General features: G+C 72.9%; 9 protein-coding genes. 5 read left to right on the top strand and 4 right to left on the bottom strand.

What is annotated here, in order from left to right; genetic code table 11:
- Positions 1-163 precede the first annotated feature (163 nt).
- Positions 164-1,129, bottom strand: a complete 966-nt coding sequence (locus tag ACH4S7_RS35255; RefSeq protein ID WP_398525494.1) for a pirin family protein — start codon at positions 1,127-1,129, stop codon at positions 164-166.
- 133 nt (positions 1,130-1,262) lie between these two features.
- On the opposite strand from ACH4S7_RS35255, the gene ACH4S7_RS35260 reads away from it, so the two are divergent.
- Positions 1,263-1,598, top strand: a complete 336-nt coding sequence (locus tag ACH4S7_RS35260) for a tetratricopeptide repeat protein (RefSeq protein ID WP_398525495.1) — start codon at positions 1,263-1,265, stop codon at positions 1,596-1,598.
- A 118-nt stretch (positions 1,599-1,716) separates the two neighbouring features.
- On the opposite strand, the gene ACH4S7_RS35265 is transcribed toward ACH4S7_RS35260, so the two are convergent.
- A complete protein-coding gene (locus tag ACH4S7_RS35265; RefSeq protein ID WP_398525496.1) occupies positions 1,717-2,307 on the bottom strand; it encodes a cysteine/serine endopeptidase inhibitor in 591 nt (196 codons plus the stop codon).
- Between the two features lie 355 nt (positions 2,308-2,662).
- Between ACH4S7_RS35265 and ACH4S7_RS35270 the strand changes: the two genes are divergently transcribed.
- Positions 2,663-5,650 carry a BTAD domain-containing putative transcriptional regulator gene (locus tag ACH4S7_RS35270; RefSeq protein ID WP_398525497.1) on the top strand — a complete coding sequence of 996 codons (2,988 nt, stop codon included), beginning with the start codon at positions 2,663-2,665 and terminating at the stop codon, positions 5,648-5,650.
- Between the two features lie 671 nt (positions 5,651-6,321).
- Here the strand turns inward: ACH4S7_RS35270 and ACH4S7_RS35275 are convergent.
- Positions 6,322-6,750 (bottom strand): protein-tyrosine phosphatase family protein, encoded by a 429-nt coding sequence (locus ACH4S7_RS35275; RefSeq protein ID WP_398525498.1) that lies wholly within the window; start codon positions 6,748-6,750, stop codon positions 6,322-6,324.
- A 794-nt stretch (positions 6,751-7,544) separates the two neighbouring features.
- Positions 7,545-7,880 (bottom strand): trypco2 family protein, encoded by a 336-nt coding sequence (locus tag ACH4S7_RS35280; protein WP_398525499.1) that lies wholly within the window; start codon positions 7,878-7,880, stop codon positions 7,545-7,547.
- Between the two features lie 166 nt (positions 7,881-8,046).
- Here ACH4S7_RS35280 and ACH4S7_RS35285 point away from each other — a divergent pair, with 166 nt between their 5' ends.
- The 3 genes from ACH4S7_RS35285 to ACH4S7_RS35295 are packed head-to-tail and all read left to right on the top strand — an operon-like array spanning position 8,047 to position 14,587.
- The gene (locus tag ACH4S7_RS35285; protein WP_398525500.1) at positions 8,047-12,123 is read left to right on the top strand and encodes a tetratricopeptide repeat protein; all 4,077 of its coding nucleotides are present in this window, start codon (positions 8,047-8,049) and stop codon (positions 12,121-12,123) included.
- On the top strand, positions 12,123-13,310 hold the full coding sequence (locus tag ACH4S7_RS35290) for a hypothetical protein (RefSeq protein ID WP_398525501.1): 1,188 nt from the start codon (positions 12,123-12,125) through the stop codon (positions 13,308-13,310). Before ACH4S7_RS35285 ends, ACH4S7_RS35290 begins: the two co-directional genes overlap by 1 nt.
- A complete protein-coding gene (locus ACH4S7_RS35295; RefSeq protein ID WP_398525502.1) occupies positions 13,307-14,587 on the top strand; it encodes a hypothetical protein in 1,281 nt (426 codons plus the stop codon). Before ACH4S7_RS35290 ends, ACH4S7_RS35295 begins: the two co-directional genes overlap by 4 nt.
- Positions 14,588-14,861 lie beyond the last annotated feature (274 nt).

The following is a 14,861-nucleotide window of genomic DNA, read 5'->3' on the forward strand; positions in this document are numbered from 1 at the left end:
GGATCTCGCGGCCGTACCGGCGGTGCCTACAGCCGCCCGCACCCGGGAAAGCCCGCACAGCTCGGCGAGCCCTCCCGAGGCTCCGCCCGACGCCCGGCGCCGACCTGCCTGTGACACTGCGGGCCGGCCCGGTCGGGGAACCAGGCCGGCACATTTACGCAGTTCAGCGCACCCGTCCCCGCGCCTTCAGGGGCACCGGAGGCAGCTCCGGAGCTGGCAGCGGACCGCCGTCGTACCCCCGCACCTCACCGAAGCGAGAGCCCTCCATCCACTCCGTACGGGCCGTCTGGATCTCTTCCTGGGTACGGCCGATGAAGTTCCACCACATGATCAACTCTTCCTCGAACGGCTCGCCGCCGAGGAGCATCAGACCGGCGTCGGACGCGGCGCGCAGGGGTAGTTCGGTGCGACCGCAGCCGAGGTAGAGCATGGAGCCGGGGAGCACCGGAACGCCGTCCACGTGGGCCTCGCCGGACATGGCGAGCACGGCGTACTCGAAGTCGGGATCGAGCGGCAGGCTCAGTTCCGCACCACCGGTGAGGGCCAGGTCGGCGCCGACGATCGGGGTGTAAGTGGTGCCGGGCGAGACGGCACCGTCGAGGGAGCCGAGGAGGACCGTGGCGGTCAGGCCGGGTGCGGTGAGCTCAGGGAGGTCGGCGTGGTGCTGGAAGTGCGGGTCCACATGGCGGTGGGAGTCGGGCAGCGCCACCCAGAGCTGGGCGCCGTGGAGGAAGCGCGCATGGGATTTCGGGCTCTCCTCGGAGTGGCTGATCGCCCGGCCCGAGGTCATCAGTCCGAGTTCGCGCGGCCGGATGGTGGCGAGGCTCCCGGTGCTGTCGCGGTGCAGCACCTCGCCGTCGTGGAGCCAACTGACGGTCTGGAGACCCATGTGCGGGTGGGGCGGCACCTGCATCCCGGGCTCGTCGGCGATGTCGTCCGGACCGTAGTGGTCGACGAAGGCCCAGGCGCCGACCATGCGGCGGCCGAGGTTGGGCAGCAGTCGGCGGACCTCGGTGGACTCCCCGAGTCTGACCCGGCGGGGGCTGAGGAGCTCCCGGACCGGCTCGGCGACGACGAATCCGCGACCGCCGCAGACGGAGAGGGCGGCCTGACGATCGAGATTGCTCATGGCGCTCAACCTATTCCTGTACGGGCGGCCGTGGTCGGCCCCACGCCCCAAACACTGGTGGAATATTAAACTATCCGCTTCGGTTGACGGTCTCAGAAGCGACCGAACAGGACTCTTGACAAGGAGAGAGCGAGTGAGCGAGACCTACTTCGAATTCGGCACCGCCGCCGAGCGGTGGGACCGTGCGCAGCTGTTCTTCGAAGCCAAGGAGTACCGGACCGTGGTCCGCATCCTCGACGGCCTCGTCGCCGAGGCTCCGGAGCAGATCGCGCAGCGGCTGCTGCTCGCTCGCGCCTACTACCACTCCGCCCAGCTCGGCCGGGCCGAGTCGGAGCTCCGTACCGTGCTGGAGCTGAACCCCGTGGAGCACTACGCGCGGCTGATGCTGGGGCGCACCCTGGAGCGCCAGGGCCGACCGGAGGAGGCGGCTCCGCATCTGCGGATGGCCGCGGCGATGTCGGGAGACTGATCGCGGGACACCGGACCCGCTCGCCATATGGCGAGCGGGTCCTTTCGCGCGTCATCGCGATCATGGCGATGGTCACGTTACGCATCCGTAGGGTGACGGCGTGGGTCGGGCCGGGGGGTCAGCAGGTGTAGGGCTCCCAGTACCAGGTGCTGATCACGGGGTCGTAGCCCGGATTGTCATGCTTGGCGATGTAGTGGCGTCCATTGACGTACTTGACGACCGTGCCGGCCTGGTAGTTCGTGCCGGGCGCCCAGTTCGGCGCCGTGGCGCAGGCACCGCCACCGCCGGCGCGGACGAACTTCCAGGTGATCCCGTTGACCACGCCGAGGTCGGTCGCGGCCAGCTTCTGGAACGCGGTCCGGCTGAGGTCGATGTGCTCCGCGCTGCACGACGGACACTTGTCCTTGACCGGCACCGTGATCGTCCGGCCGTTGTAGGTGACCTCGACGGAGATACCGCCGCACAGCTCGTCGTTGTTGGGATTGGCCGCCGTCCACCACTGGTGGGAGACCGCGACCAGATCCTGCGTCGAGGCGTCGATGGGCGTCCCGCAGGCGCCGAAGCCCGCGTCGTTGTACCAGGTCATCTTGCCGGTACGGGACTGGCCGATGGGTATCGCCGCGAAGGCGGTCCCCACGCCGAGCACGGTGAAGAGTACGGCCCCGAGCAGCCCCGCCGCCCATCGGGCGACATTTCCGCGAACGGTCATTCGTTCCTCCAGTGTCACGTGGTCGCGTTCTGGTGGTGGTCCCGGGCGAACGGGGCGGTACGGCGGAGAGTCCGAAGCGCAGGTCTCGCGGCGACCCCTCCCCCGGACCGCACGGCCGTGAGCCCGGGGACCATGGCCGCCGATTCTGCTGGAAGCCGATCAACAACCCGTCAACGCGTATGACCCGTCCGCCTCCGGGGAGGGGGACGCGCACCCCCCGGCCGCCCCGTCGCGGCGAAGCCCGAGACAGCACCGGCCAAGTCGTGGCCGAAGCGCCGACGAGCGTCAACAATCGATCAACAACCGTGCCAGACTGCCCATTTTGAGATTTGGATCAAGGAGAGGACCTCGGCGCGTGGACGAGACAGGCCCCCTGGCATTCACCCTGCTCGGCCCGTTACGCGCCCGGCGCGGGCGAACGGAACTCCCCCTGGCCGGCCCGCAGCAGCAAGCGGTACTCGCCATGCTGCTGCTCGCCGAGGGGCAGCCGGTCGCCACCGAAGAACTGATCGACGGGCTGTGGGGCGCGGACTGCCCCAAAGCCGCCACGACCACGGTCCGTACCTACGTCTCACGGATCCGCACCGTCCTGGAGCCGGGACACCGCGGCGCCGAGGGCCCCGGCCTGCTGGTCTCCGGCGCATCGGCGTACGCCCTGCGGCTCCCCGCGGACTCCGTCGACGTGACGCTCGCCGAACAGGAGGTGACGGCGGCGGCACAGGCGCGGAACGCGGACGATCCGGCGCGCGCGCAGGTACTACTGCGCCGGGCACTGGGCCGCTGGCACGGTATCCCGCTGGCCGGCCTGACCGGCCCGTTCGCCGACACCTGGCGGGAGCGGCTCACCCAGCGGTGGCTGACCGCGCTCGAAGCCAGGGTCGAGCTGGACCTCGCGGTCGGCGACGCCGGGTCCGCCGTGACCGATCTGGCCTCGGCGATCACCGGTCATCCGCTGCGGGAGAGCCTGCGGCTGCTGTCGATGCGCGCCCTCTACCAGTGCGGACGGCAGGTGGAGGCGCTACAGGTGTTCCGTGACACCCGTACCGTGCTCATCCGGGAACTCGGCATCGACCCGGACCCACGGCTGCGCGAACTCCACGAGCGGATCCTCCGCTCCGACCCGGACCTGCTCCTCTCCCCGGCCGATGAGCCGGGCACGCCCCCGCGCTCGGCACCTCCCCCGGCGCAGCTACCGGCCGACATCGCCGACTTCACGGGGCGGAAACACCTCGTGGCCGACCTCACCGAGCGACTCACCCGCCAGGCCGGTACCGCCGTGCGCATCTGCGCGATCTCCGGCATCGGCGGCACCGGCAAGACCGCTCTCGCCGTCCATGTGGCGCACCGGCTGCGCGCCTGGTTCCCCGCCGGTCAGCTCTTCGTCGATCTGGCGGGCGTGACCGAGAAACCAGCGGTCCCCCGGATCGTCCTGGGACACCTGCTGCACGCGCTCGGCGTTCCCGACGCCGGTATGCCCGACGACCTCGACGCCCGCGCCGCGCTCTACCGCACGATGCTGTCGGAGCAGCGGATGCTGGTGGTCCTGGACAACGCCGCCGACGGCGAACAGATCAGACGATTACTGCCGGGCTACCCCGGCTGCGCGGTGATCGTCACCAGCCGGGCGCGGCTGACCGCCGTCCCCGCGCACACCGTCGAGCTCGACTCCTTCGGCCCCGAGGAGGCACGGGACCTGCTGGCCGCGGTGGTCGGCGGGGAGAAGGTGCGCGCCGAATCCGTCGCGGCCCGGGATCTGGTGGCCACCTGCGGGCACCTCCCGCTCGCCGTCAGGATCGCCGCCTGCCGGGTACTGGCCCGACCCGGCACCACCATCGCCGACTGTCTGCGCGAGCTGTCCGACGAACGGCGCCGGCTCGACCGGCTGCGCACCGGCGAGCTGAACGTGCAGGCGTGTTTCCGACTCGGTTACGAGCAGCTCACCCCCGCAGCGGCCGGCGCCTTCCGCCTGTTGGCACTTCCCGACACGGAGACCATTTCGCTGCCCATCGCCGCGGCTCTCCTCGGCCTCGACGAGTTCGACACCGAGCAGGTGCTCGACGAGCTGATCAACACCGGCCTGCTGCAGTCGCCCCGGTCGGCCCGGTACCGCTACCACGATCTGCTGCGCCTCTTCGCCCGTGGTCTCCGCGCCGCGACCGACCCGGAGGACCGGGCGACGGCGGCCCTGGCGAACCTGCTGGGTTTCCTGCGGGCCACGACGTACCACGCCTACCGCGCCGTCCGCCCCGGCCACCGGATCGCCGCCCTACTCAACCCGGCCGGGACCGCGGGGGTCGAATGCGCCGACGCGCAGGCGGCGCACGACTGGTTCGACCGCGAGCGCGACACGGTGCTCCCGGTCCTGCGACAGGCCGTGCTGCGGAGTCCCGCGCTGGTGGCACCCGCCGCCGACGTCCTCCTGGGCCTGGAACCGCTGCTCGAACGGGCCTATGCCTGGCGGGACATCGTCGAGTTGGGGCAGGACGTGGTGGACCGCGCGAAGAGCGCCGACCTCCCGCACGCCGAGGCCATCGCCCGCTACCTGCTCAGTGGCGCGTTCTGGCAGCTCAGCAGGTTCACCGAGGGGGCCGACCACATCGAGCGGGCCTTGGAGCTGTGCGAGCGGCATGACCAACCCCTGGTGCTCGCCGAGGTCCGCACGGTGCGGGCACTGCTGGTAGCCGGGCACCGTGGGCACAGCGGCCGGACCGTCGGACTGCTGCGGGAGGCCGTGGAGTTCCAGCGAACCATCGGCAACCCGTCGGGGGAGGCGAACACGCTGGGCAGTCTCGCCCACTCCTACATCACGCTGGGCGAGCCCGCGCTCGCGGTGGACGCCACCACCGCCGGGCTGGAGCTCTACCGGAGCCTCGGCGACCGGATGGGCGAGGCACAGATCCTCATCCAGCGGGGCGGTGCCCTGCGGCTGATGGGCGACACCGAGACCGCGATGGACTGCTACGCCCAGAGCCTGGGGCTGAGCCGTGAACTCGGCCTGCGGTTCCTGGAGGCCAGTCTGCTGCACCGGATCGCCGAGACCTGTCTGATCCGTGACGACGCGCGGGCGGCGGTCGCAGTGGCGGAGAAGGCCAGGACTCTCAGCGGTGAGATCGGGCTGGCGCGGATCGAGGCGCGCGCGCTCACCACCCTCGGCGGTGCGTGGACCGTGCTGGGGCGGTCGGACCGGGCCCTGGCCTGTCTGGACGAAGCGGTGGCGATCTGTCGCCGACTCGGTCTGGTCGAGGGCGCCCAGGCCGAAAAGGCACTCACCGCGCTGGCGAGCCGCGCCACCGGCCCGGACGCGCGTCGGCCGTCCCCACCGCCACCCGGCGAAGGCGTCTGACCGAGGCGTCTGGCGGAGGCGTCTGACGGGATACCGGCGCGTCCGGCCGCGGGGAGGCACCGCCGATGCGGAGTCCCCGGCCGCCAGGAAGTCCGGCCGGCCGCGGAGACATGGGGATACGGAGACACGGAGACCGTACGGGTACGGGCCGGAGTCTGTACGGAGGTGGCCGGCCGCACACGGAGGCGGGGCGGCGACGCACCGGCCGCCGGTGGGGGGAGGCTGGCCCCCCATGGGGCGCGGGGGCGCGGGACGGGGGCGACCGAGCGGCTCCGAGGCGGCCGACCGCTAGGTCCTGTCCGGGCGATCTTCGAGGGTCAGCCCGCGGCGTCAGATGCATGGGGTCTCCCCAGGCCCGGAAGGGCCGAGGGGACGAATCGCAAGGCGGTGGGGGTCCCCCCGGCGAAGCCAGGGGGAGGTCGTCCTCGTACTGGACATACCCCGATGGCTTCGATGACTCCGACAACGCAGCGTGGGGGTCCCCCAGGCCCGCAAGGGCCGAGGCATGGGGCCTCCCCAGGCCCCCAAGGGCCGAGGCATGGGGCCTCCCCAGGCCCCGCGGGCCGAGGCGTGGGGTCCCCCCAAGGCGTGGGGCCTCCCCAGGCCCCCAAGGGCCGAGGGGACGTGCCGTAGCTGTCGTCGCGGGCCCGACAAGATCGCCCGGACAGGACCTAGGCGAATCGGGCGACGAAACGACGCTGCCAGGGGGTCTCCACGGCTCGCCGGGCGTAGTGCTCCCGCACATAGGCCACCGCCTCCTGGCGGGGCACCCCGTCGAGCACGGCGAGGCAGGCCAGTGCCGTACCGGTGCGTCCGTATCCGCCGCCGCAGGCTACTTCGACGCGCTCGGTGGCGGACCGCGTCCATGCCTCTCGCAGCGCGTCCGCGGCGTCGGCGCGGTCCGCCGGCAGCCGAAAGTCCGGCCAGCGGAGCCAGCGGCTCTCCCACGCAACCGCGGGCGGCTCATGACCGAGCAGATAGAGCGCGAAGGCGGGCACCGGGCCTTCCGGCAGCGGGCGGCGGAGCCCCCGGCCACGGACGAGCCGACCGGAGGGCAGTCGGAGAATTCCCGTGGTGGTGGGCTGCCAGGTGTCGATCACGCGGCGAGCGTAGCCCCGGTGAAACGCCCGGGTTGGCCCATCGGCGAAATCACCAGGGGGTGGGTACGACCGGCGATCCGGATAGGCTTCGACCGCCCGGGGTGTCCCTGATGGCTCAGTAGGGCTCTGACACCTCAGGGGCGTCCTCTGATGGCTCAGGGGCGTTTCTGATGGCTCAGGCTGGACGAGCGGGCGGGGGTCTGGGCATGGGCCTCCAGACCGCGGCGTCGAAGCGCGGCGCCTGCCCTCATCCCGCGGTGCCGAGGCACGGAACCTCCTCAGGCATCCAAAGGCCGAGGCGCGGGCCCGCCCAGGCCCTCAGAGGCCGAGGCGCGGAACCTCCCCAGGCCCCGTGGGCCAAGGCATGGGGCCTCCCCAGGCCCCAATGTGGTGCCCCCCGTCGCCCACACACACCGCGAGAGCCCAGCAAAAGCCATCGGCAAGGCCCCGGGACCCAGCGCTGATGTCCACCACCCCCGTCGGCGTACGGCACCGGCATCGCCCTCGCCCGTACACGATCCGGCGCGGCGGGAGCAGGGAGTACGGCGACGGCAAGGGCAACAGAAGCACAGGGGTCGCCGCACGTCTTTATGACCAGCCGTCGGTGTTTGACCGGGCCGCTGGCCGGCCGGGGGTCCGGCACGGCTGCCCGCCGCTCCCGGCCGGGCGCACGCCGCGCGACGCCTCGTACCACCGCGCAACACCCCGTACCGTCCAGGGGGATCCGCCTTCGCCGCCCCCGACGGCGACGGAACCGGCCATCGGCTCCCCCGGCGACGAACCGGCCGCGCGCCCTACCGGGGCCCGCCCACGCTGATACCGGGCCCCTCCGGGCGGTCGTCCCGGTCGTGCGGTTTCAGTTCGATTTCGATGCGGTGGGTGCTCTCGCGGGACACCGCGGCCCCCGCATCGGCCGTGAGCACGCCGATGCGCACCCCGCCGCTGCCGCTGCCCTCCCGGCGGATCTGCACGGCGAACTCGACATTGACCCGCTCCACCAGGAACTGGAGCCTGCTCCGTTCGGCGTTGCGCTGTGCCGTCTCCAGTTCCTCGCGGATCCGGCCGATCACATCGGCCAGTCCCGCGGTCTCCGCCCCCTCGTGCCCGCCCCGCCCGCCACTCGCGCTCATCGCGCCCCTCTCTTCCACAACGGGGGCGGATTGCCACCCCTCGTGGCTATTGTTGCGGAGTATGACGGAGGCTGAGACAACTTCCAACTCATGTTCACGAGAAGGCGGTTGGCGGGTCCGACTGTTCCAGGGGGAGCATCGCGGGGCGGCGCCGCTCGGCGCCGGAGTGCTACTGCCCGGCGGTCTGGTACTCACCTGCGCCCATGTCGTGCTGGCCAGGCGCCGTCGTTCCGCCGGCGCCGACGCGCCCCGCCCGCTGGAGCGGGTTTACGCGGAGTTCCCCGGCGCCCGCTCGGCGGTGCCCGAACCCGTGCGCGCCGAGGTGCTCGTCGAGCATCTCCGGCCGCCCACCTCCCACTTCAGCGCCGACCTCGCGCTGCTGCGACTGGTCGAGAAGCCACCGGTGCGCCCGGCCGTGCTCCACCGGCAGATCCCCGCCCGCGACGAACGCGTGCACACCGTCGGATACCCGGAGGATCTGCCCGGCGGCGAGGACATCAACGCCCGGCTGATGGGGCGCGGCGGCCCCGGGTTCTATCCCGAGTGGGTGCAGCTCGACCCCGAGTCGGCTCCCTATGTGGTGCGGCACGGCTTCAGCGGCAGCGGAGTGGTCCACAGCCGTACGGGCGGGGTGATCGGCATCCTGGTTCATCAGCACGGCACGGAGCGGATGCCGGTCGCCCTGGGCCACGCGTACATGATCCCGACCGAGACGATTCTGCGTCATCTACCCGTGGGTGAAATGGAGTTGATGGTGACGGGCCCCCGCGCCGTCTCGCACACCATCGCGCTCGACCCCGGCCTACGGAGTGCGGACCGGGCCCTCGGACTGCGGCACACCCTGACGAGCTGGCTCGGTGACGGCGACCAGTCAGCGGGCGCGAAGTCCGGCACCCGGACGGGCACCCCGACCGACTCCGCCAGCCGCAACCGTGCCCGTACCCATACACCTACCGACCCTCGTACCAGCACCAGCACCGGCACCAGCACCGGCGAGGAACACCACACCGGTCAGCGGGCCGGCGCGGCGGCCGGTGAGGCGGGCGTCGACCGAGTGGCGGAGCCCCTGGAGCTGGCGTTCGCGCACGACGACGACTTCGACTCCCTGGCCGCCATCCGCTCGACGCTCATCCTCGCCGACCGCGAGCGGAATCCTCGGGCGGTACGGAGCGGTGGGGCCCGGGAACCGCAGGCCGGCTCGATCGATATCGCGCTCGACGCGACGGGCTGGACAGTCGATCAGCTCGTCGCCCGTACCGCGGCCCGCGCCGGTCTGGACGACCGGGCGACATCGGCCACCGGCACCAGCGCACTGCTGGCCCGGATAGCCGAGGAGGGCCCGCCCCTCTCCGCCGCCTTCCTCTCCGTCGACCGGGCCGCCCCGACCGGTGAGGCGGTACTGCCTCTGCTCCGCGCGCTGCTGCGGCCCGGCCACAGCAGGCTGCTGCTCATCTTCCGCGATCCGCGCTCCCCCCTCCTGGCGCGCGTCGCCGACGAACTGCTCGACGAGGGGTGGGCGGAGCGTCGCGCGGCGGCGATCGCCGCGCGGCTGACCGTGCTCGCCGGGCTGGAGGGCAGGCGCCGCCGGGCGTCCGGGACGGAGCCGGACCGGAGCGCGCCGGGCGAACCGGGACCGGTGTCGCGACGGCTCGCCACGCGGCTGGCCGAGGTGTGCCGGGACGGCGTCCCGCGCAACAGCGCGGCCGTCGCGTACGCCCTCTTCCGGCTCCGCACCGCGGCCGAGGACGCCATCCAGTCGCTGGGCCCGCCGCGCGCCTCGCGGGGATATGTCGTGCTCCCGCCGGGCGACGGACTCACCGATCTTCCCCATGTCACGGTCGGGGACCCCGACGACTTCGTCGAACCGGAGCCGGAACCGGAGCCCGGATCCGCGCCCCGCGCGGCACCCGGCACGGCGCCGGGGCCCGGTCTGCTACGCGGCCAGGAGCTGCACCAGCAGTACCGCGTCGTCGGCCGGCTGGGTCAGGGCAGTTACGGTCAGGTCTATCTCGCCCGCGACCAGATGCTCGAAGAGCGGGCGGTGGCACTCAAGGGCGTGCGTGATCCCGACGATCCGAGTGCCACCAAGACCGCCCTGACGGAGCGGCTCCGGCTGGTCAGCCTCAACCACCCGTCGATCATCAAGGTCTTCAACTACGCCCGGCATCCGGGCCATCCGGCGGTCGACGCCAAGTTCATCGTGATGGAGTTCGCCGACGGGGCGCCCCTCCAGTGGGTCGCCGACCAGATCGCGCACCGGATCGAGCCCTTCCACGACTACCGGGTGCATGAGTTCATCGCCGCCTACGGGCTGCGCATCCTGGACGCGCTCAGCTATCTCCATGTCGAGCGGGAGTTCGTCTACGGTGATCTCTCCCTCACCAATGTGATCCACTGCGGTGACGGCATCAAGCTGATCGATGTGGCCGGGGTACGCAGCATCGGCGCCCCGGGTCCCGTCACCTATCCGGCCCCCGAGCTGCGGGCCTCCACCAACATGACCGTACCCGCCGATCTGTACACGGTCGGCGCGGTCCTCCAGGCGCTGCTCGACCGGGCTCCCGAGGACCCGTCGGGCCTCGGGCCGACCTCACTGCGGCGGGTGCTGAGCCGCGCCGGCGCGGCCCGTCCCGAGGAGCGCTTCGCCACCGCGGAGGAGATGTCCGTCCAGCTCAGGGGCGTACTGCGGGAGTTGCGCTCGCTACGGCTCGGCGAGGAGACGTTCGAACCGTCACCCCTCTTCGCCGCGGCGCCCGCCGCGCTCGACGGCGAGCTGGGCAAGGCGCCACCGCTCGACCAGTGGCGCCACGGTGGCAACGCCAAGCGCCGGCTGACGGCCCGGCCGCCGAGTCCGGCGGAGGTGGCACGGGGGCTGCCGGTGCCCAAACCGGACAGTGCCGACGAGAACTGGACCGAATTGCAGCGGACGTCCTACGACGACCCGGCCGGGCTGCTCCAACTGAGCAGTGCCTGGGACGAGTCGCCCGAACGGGCGCTGCTGCGCTGTCGGCTCCATCTGGAGATCGCCCGCGACCACCCCGGCGAGGCCGCCGCGGAGCACGCCGCGGCCGAACGGGAGCTGACCCGGGCCCGCACCGCCGTGGGCGCCCTGGCCGCGCACGACTGGCGGCTCCACTGGCACCGGGGCCTGCTCAACCTCTCCCGTGGCCGGGTGGAGCCCGCGCTGGACTGCTTCGACCTGGTCTATGCGGCGATACCCGGCGAGTACGCGCCCAAGCTGGCGCTCGGCTACTGCCACGAGATGCTCGGCCGCCCCAAAGAGGCGATGGTGCTGTACGGGGCGGTGTGGCACCGTAACCACGCGCTCGGCGGCGCCGCGTTCGGCCTCGCCCGTATCCACCTCGCCGACCGGAGACCACAACTGGCCCTCGACTGTCTCGGGGCGGTCCCCGCGGACTCACGGCACCGCACGGCCGCCCGGACGGCCATGGTGCGCATCCTCGCCGATCCGCCGGGCGACGGTTCACCGCCGACCGTGGCGGCGGCCCGACGGGCATGGGTGGCGCTGCACCGGCTGACCCTCAAGGAGGGGCTGACCGACCGGCACGCGCAGGAACGACTCCGCGCGGATCTTCAGGAGCTGCTGCTCCGGCTGGTCACGACCGCGCGGCGGCGGAAGCCGGGCAGCGGGAGCCAGGACCGGGGGAAGGGGGGCAACCAGGGCAAGGGGAATCCAGTCGGGAAGCCGGGCACCGGGGGCCGGGACCATGGCGAGCGGAACCCGGACAGGCAGCGGGACATCCCGGCCGGCGCCCGTACGGAGGAGGCGCCGGACACTCCTGCCCGTGGTCGTACGGAGGAGGCGCCGGGCACCCCGGCCCGCGGCCCAACGGAGAGGAAGCCGCTCGCCACCGCCCGTACCGAGCCGGGGGTGCGCGCGCCTGGTCCCGGCCGCGCCGGAGGGGAGCCGGGGGCAGGTGATCCGCTGGCCGCCCTCCATGCGGAGTTGGCGGAGCTACCCGAGACCATCGCCGTCCCGCTCACCGAACGCGCGCTCCGCGAACAGCTCGCGGCCTGCTATCTGCGGCTCTCCGAGCAGGTGCCGCTCACCTCCCGGCCCGAGCACCGGGCGCTGGCGGAGGCCCTGGTCGACAACGCGTACCGCACCCGCCCCTACGGTTTCAGCCATCGCCGCGGCGAGCCCCGCCGCGGCCTCTTCCGCGGCTGGGTGCCGGGTCGGGCCGGCGGTCCGGACGGCGCCGCCAGGCTCGGGGAGCAGTGATGCAGCGGCGGGCGGAGCGGCCGTCCCCCGGCGCCGCCGGGCGTCCGTTCGGCCGACTGCGGCGGTACGGGCGGCGGGCGGCCTGGCGGGCGGCGGGCCGGGCGCTGTGGCGCCGGGCGGCGGGGCTCACCCGGGCGGGTGAGCGTCGGTCCACCGCCCAGTTCCTGCTGGGCCGGATGCTGCTGCTGCCCGCGGTCGCCCTGACCGTCCTCGCCCTCGCGGCCACCGCCTACTTCACCCTCAACGACCGTACGGAGCAGCTCCGGGACCGCTATGCCCCCGCCCTGGTCGAACTGACCCATGCCCGGGTCTCGCTGACCCTGGCGCGGTTCGAGGCCGAGCGGCGGCTCGGCACGGGCGATAGGAAACCGCTGAAGCAGACCGATCTCGTCGGACTCGGCGAGCGGTACCCCTCGCTGCTGACCGAGGCGTCGCAGAGCCTCAACAACGTCGCGCAGACCAGGGCCCTGCGCCGGGCCCAGGAACAGGAGGTGCGGGTGGTGTCGGGCCTGGTCGTGGCCTATGACAACTGGATCAACTGGGCGAACAGCCACCACGAGAGCGACGGGCTGCGACGGGCCGGTCTGGAGTACGCGGCGGGGCTGCTGGGCGACGGCACGGGCGGGGCCGGCTCCACGGCCGTGCTCGACCGGGTGGAGGCGCTGGAGCGGGAGTTGCGCGCCGATGTCGAGGGCCTCTCGGGTTGGAGCGCACCGGCGGCCGGGACGGCGTCGGCCGCGCTGCTGGTGGCGCTGTTCTTCGCGTTCACGGTGATCGGGACGCTCGATTTCGTCCGGGGACAGCTCCGGGTGCGGAGCCCACTGCTGACGGTGTACGCGGTGCCCGTGCTGCTGGTGCTCGTGGTGCTGGGGTTCGGCGTCGCCGGCCAGCACCGGGCGCAGCGCCACGTGGGCGAGACCGCCGACCGCCTGGGGGTGATCTCGGTCGTGCCGCGCGGGGCGGGTACGGGGATCGGGGAGGAGATCCGGAACGAGATCGCGACCGACGACGCGATCGAGGCGGAGGCCGAGGCGCTCGCGGCCGACCTGAGCCGTGCCCATCCGCGTGCGTGGACGCCGGCCGCCGTGCTGGCGCTGGCGCTCGGTACGGCGGGGGCGCTGGCCTGTGGCCTCACCCTCTTCCACTACGACCGCAGACATCTCGCTATCCACTGGCGGACCACATGACGACATCTCGCCCCCTCATCCACACCGTGTTGGTCTGCTGTCTGCTCGCCGTGGCCGCGGTCACCTCGGTGGGCTGCTCGTCCGACGAGCGCAGGACGCTGGTGGTCCTGGGGCCCTGGACGGACGGCGAGGAGAAGCCGTTCGAGGCGACGCTCGCGAAGATCGGCGAGCGGACGGGGCACCGCTATGTGTACGAGGGCACGCGCTCCCCGCGCGAGACGCTGGTGGCGCAGTTGCGGACGGACTCGCCACCCGATGTGGCGATCCTCAACGGTCAGGGCGAGTTGGCCGAGTACGCGCGCGACGGCGACGCGAAGCCGTTGCCGGACGACTTGGCGAGTGCGGCCATCGGCCCGTGGGCGCCCAGGATCACCCTCCGCGACAAGGACGGCGAGCAGCGGCAGCACGCGTACTGGGTGCCGATACGGGTGGATCTGAAGAGCATCGTCTGGAGCCGCCCGAACGCCCCGGAGACGGCCGGGAGCCCCCGGTGGTGTCTGGGTATGGCCTCGGGCGCCACCTCCGGCTGGCCGGGCACTGACTGGATCGAGGACCTGCTGCTGCAACGGCAGGGGCCCGCCGTGTACGAGGAGTGGGCGACCGGTCAGTTGCGCTGGGACGACCCACGGGTGCGGCGGGCCTGGCTGGAGTGGCGGGAGCTGCTCATGGCGGGCGGCCCCGGGGCGGGCCGGTCGGCGGTTTCCACCTCGTTCGACCAGCTCGGCGGCGGCCGGTACGGCCTGTTGAACGGTGGCGACTGCACGCTGGAGCACCAGGGTTCCTTCATCCGACGGCACTACGGCGACGATGTGCTGCCCGCGGCCACCGCGACGTTCCTCACGGGGCTGCCCGCCGGCCGGAAGGCGTTCGAGGTGTCCGGTGACATGGCGGCCGTGTTCACACCGAGCGATGCGGCCTGGGAGCTGATGCGGCAGCTCATCTCCCGGGACACCCGGAACGACTGGGCCGCGGCGGCGAAACCGGCCGAGCGGCCGTTCTTCGCCGACGGCACGACGGGCCCGGAACCCCATACGGCGGGCACCTCGGCGGTCCTGAAGCTCTTCCGGCAGGCGGCGAAGATCTGTTTCGACGCGTCCGACGCCATGCCGTCGACGTTGCGGGGTGCCTTCCAACGCGCAGTACTGGAGTTCCTCCAGGATCCCGGCGACACCGGGCTGCTGGACGGGTTGTTGGCGCAGTTGGAGTCCGAGCGGCGGTTGCAGAGCGAGGCGGGCGCGTTCTCCCTGGACCATCTGTGCGGCACGCTGCGGCACTGACCGGGCCGTGTGACGTGAGCGCCGTGTGACGTGATCGCCGCCCCCTGTCGGGGGGGGGGGGGGCGCGGGCGCCCCCCCCCCCCCCCCCCCCCGCCCGGGGGGGGGGGGGGGGGGGGGGGGGGGGGCCGGGGGGGGGGGGGGGGGGGGCGGGGGGGGGGGGGGGGGGGGGGGGGTGGGGGGGGGGGGTGTGGGGGGGGGGGGGGGGGGGCGCGGGGGGGGGGGGGGTGCGCCCGGGGGTGCGAGGCTGCACTGGGGTGCGCCCGGGGGCGGCGTT

The sequence above is a fragment of the Streptomyces sp. NPDC020965 genome (assembly GCF_044333555.1).
Lineage (GTDB): Bacteria > Actinomycetota > Actinomycetes > Streptomycetales > Streptomycetaceae > Streptomyces.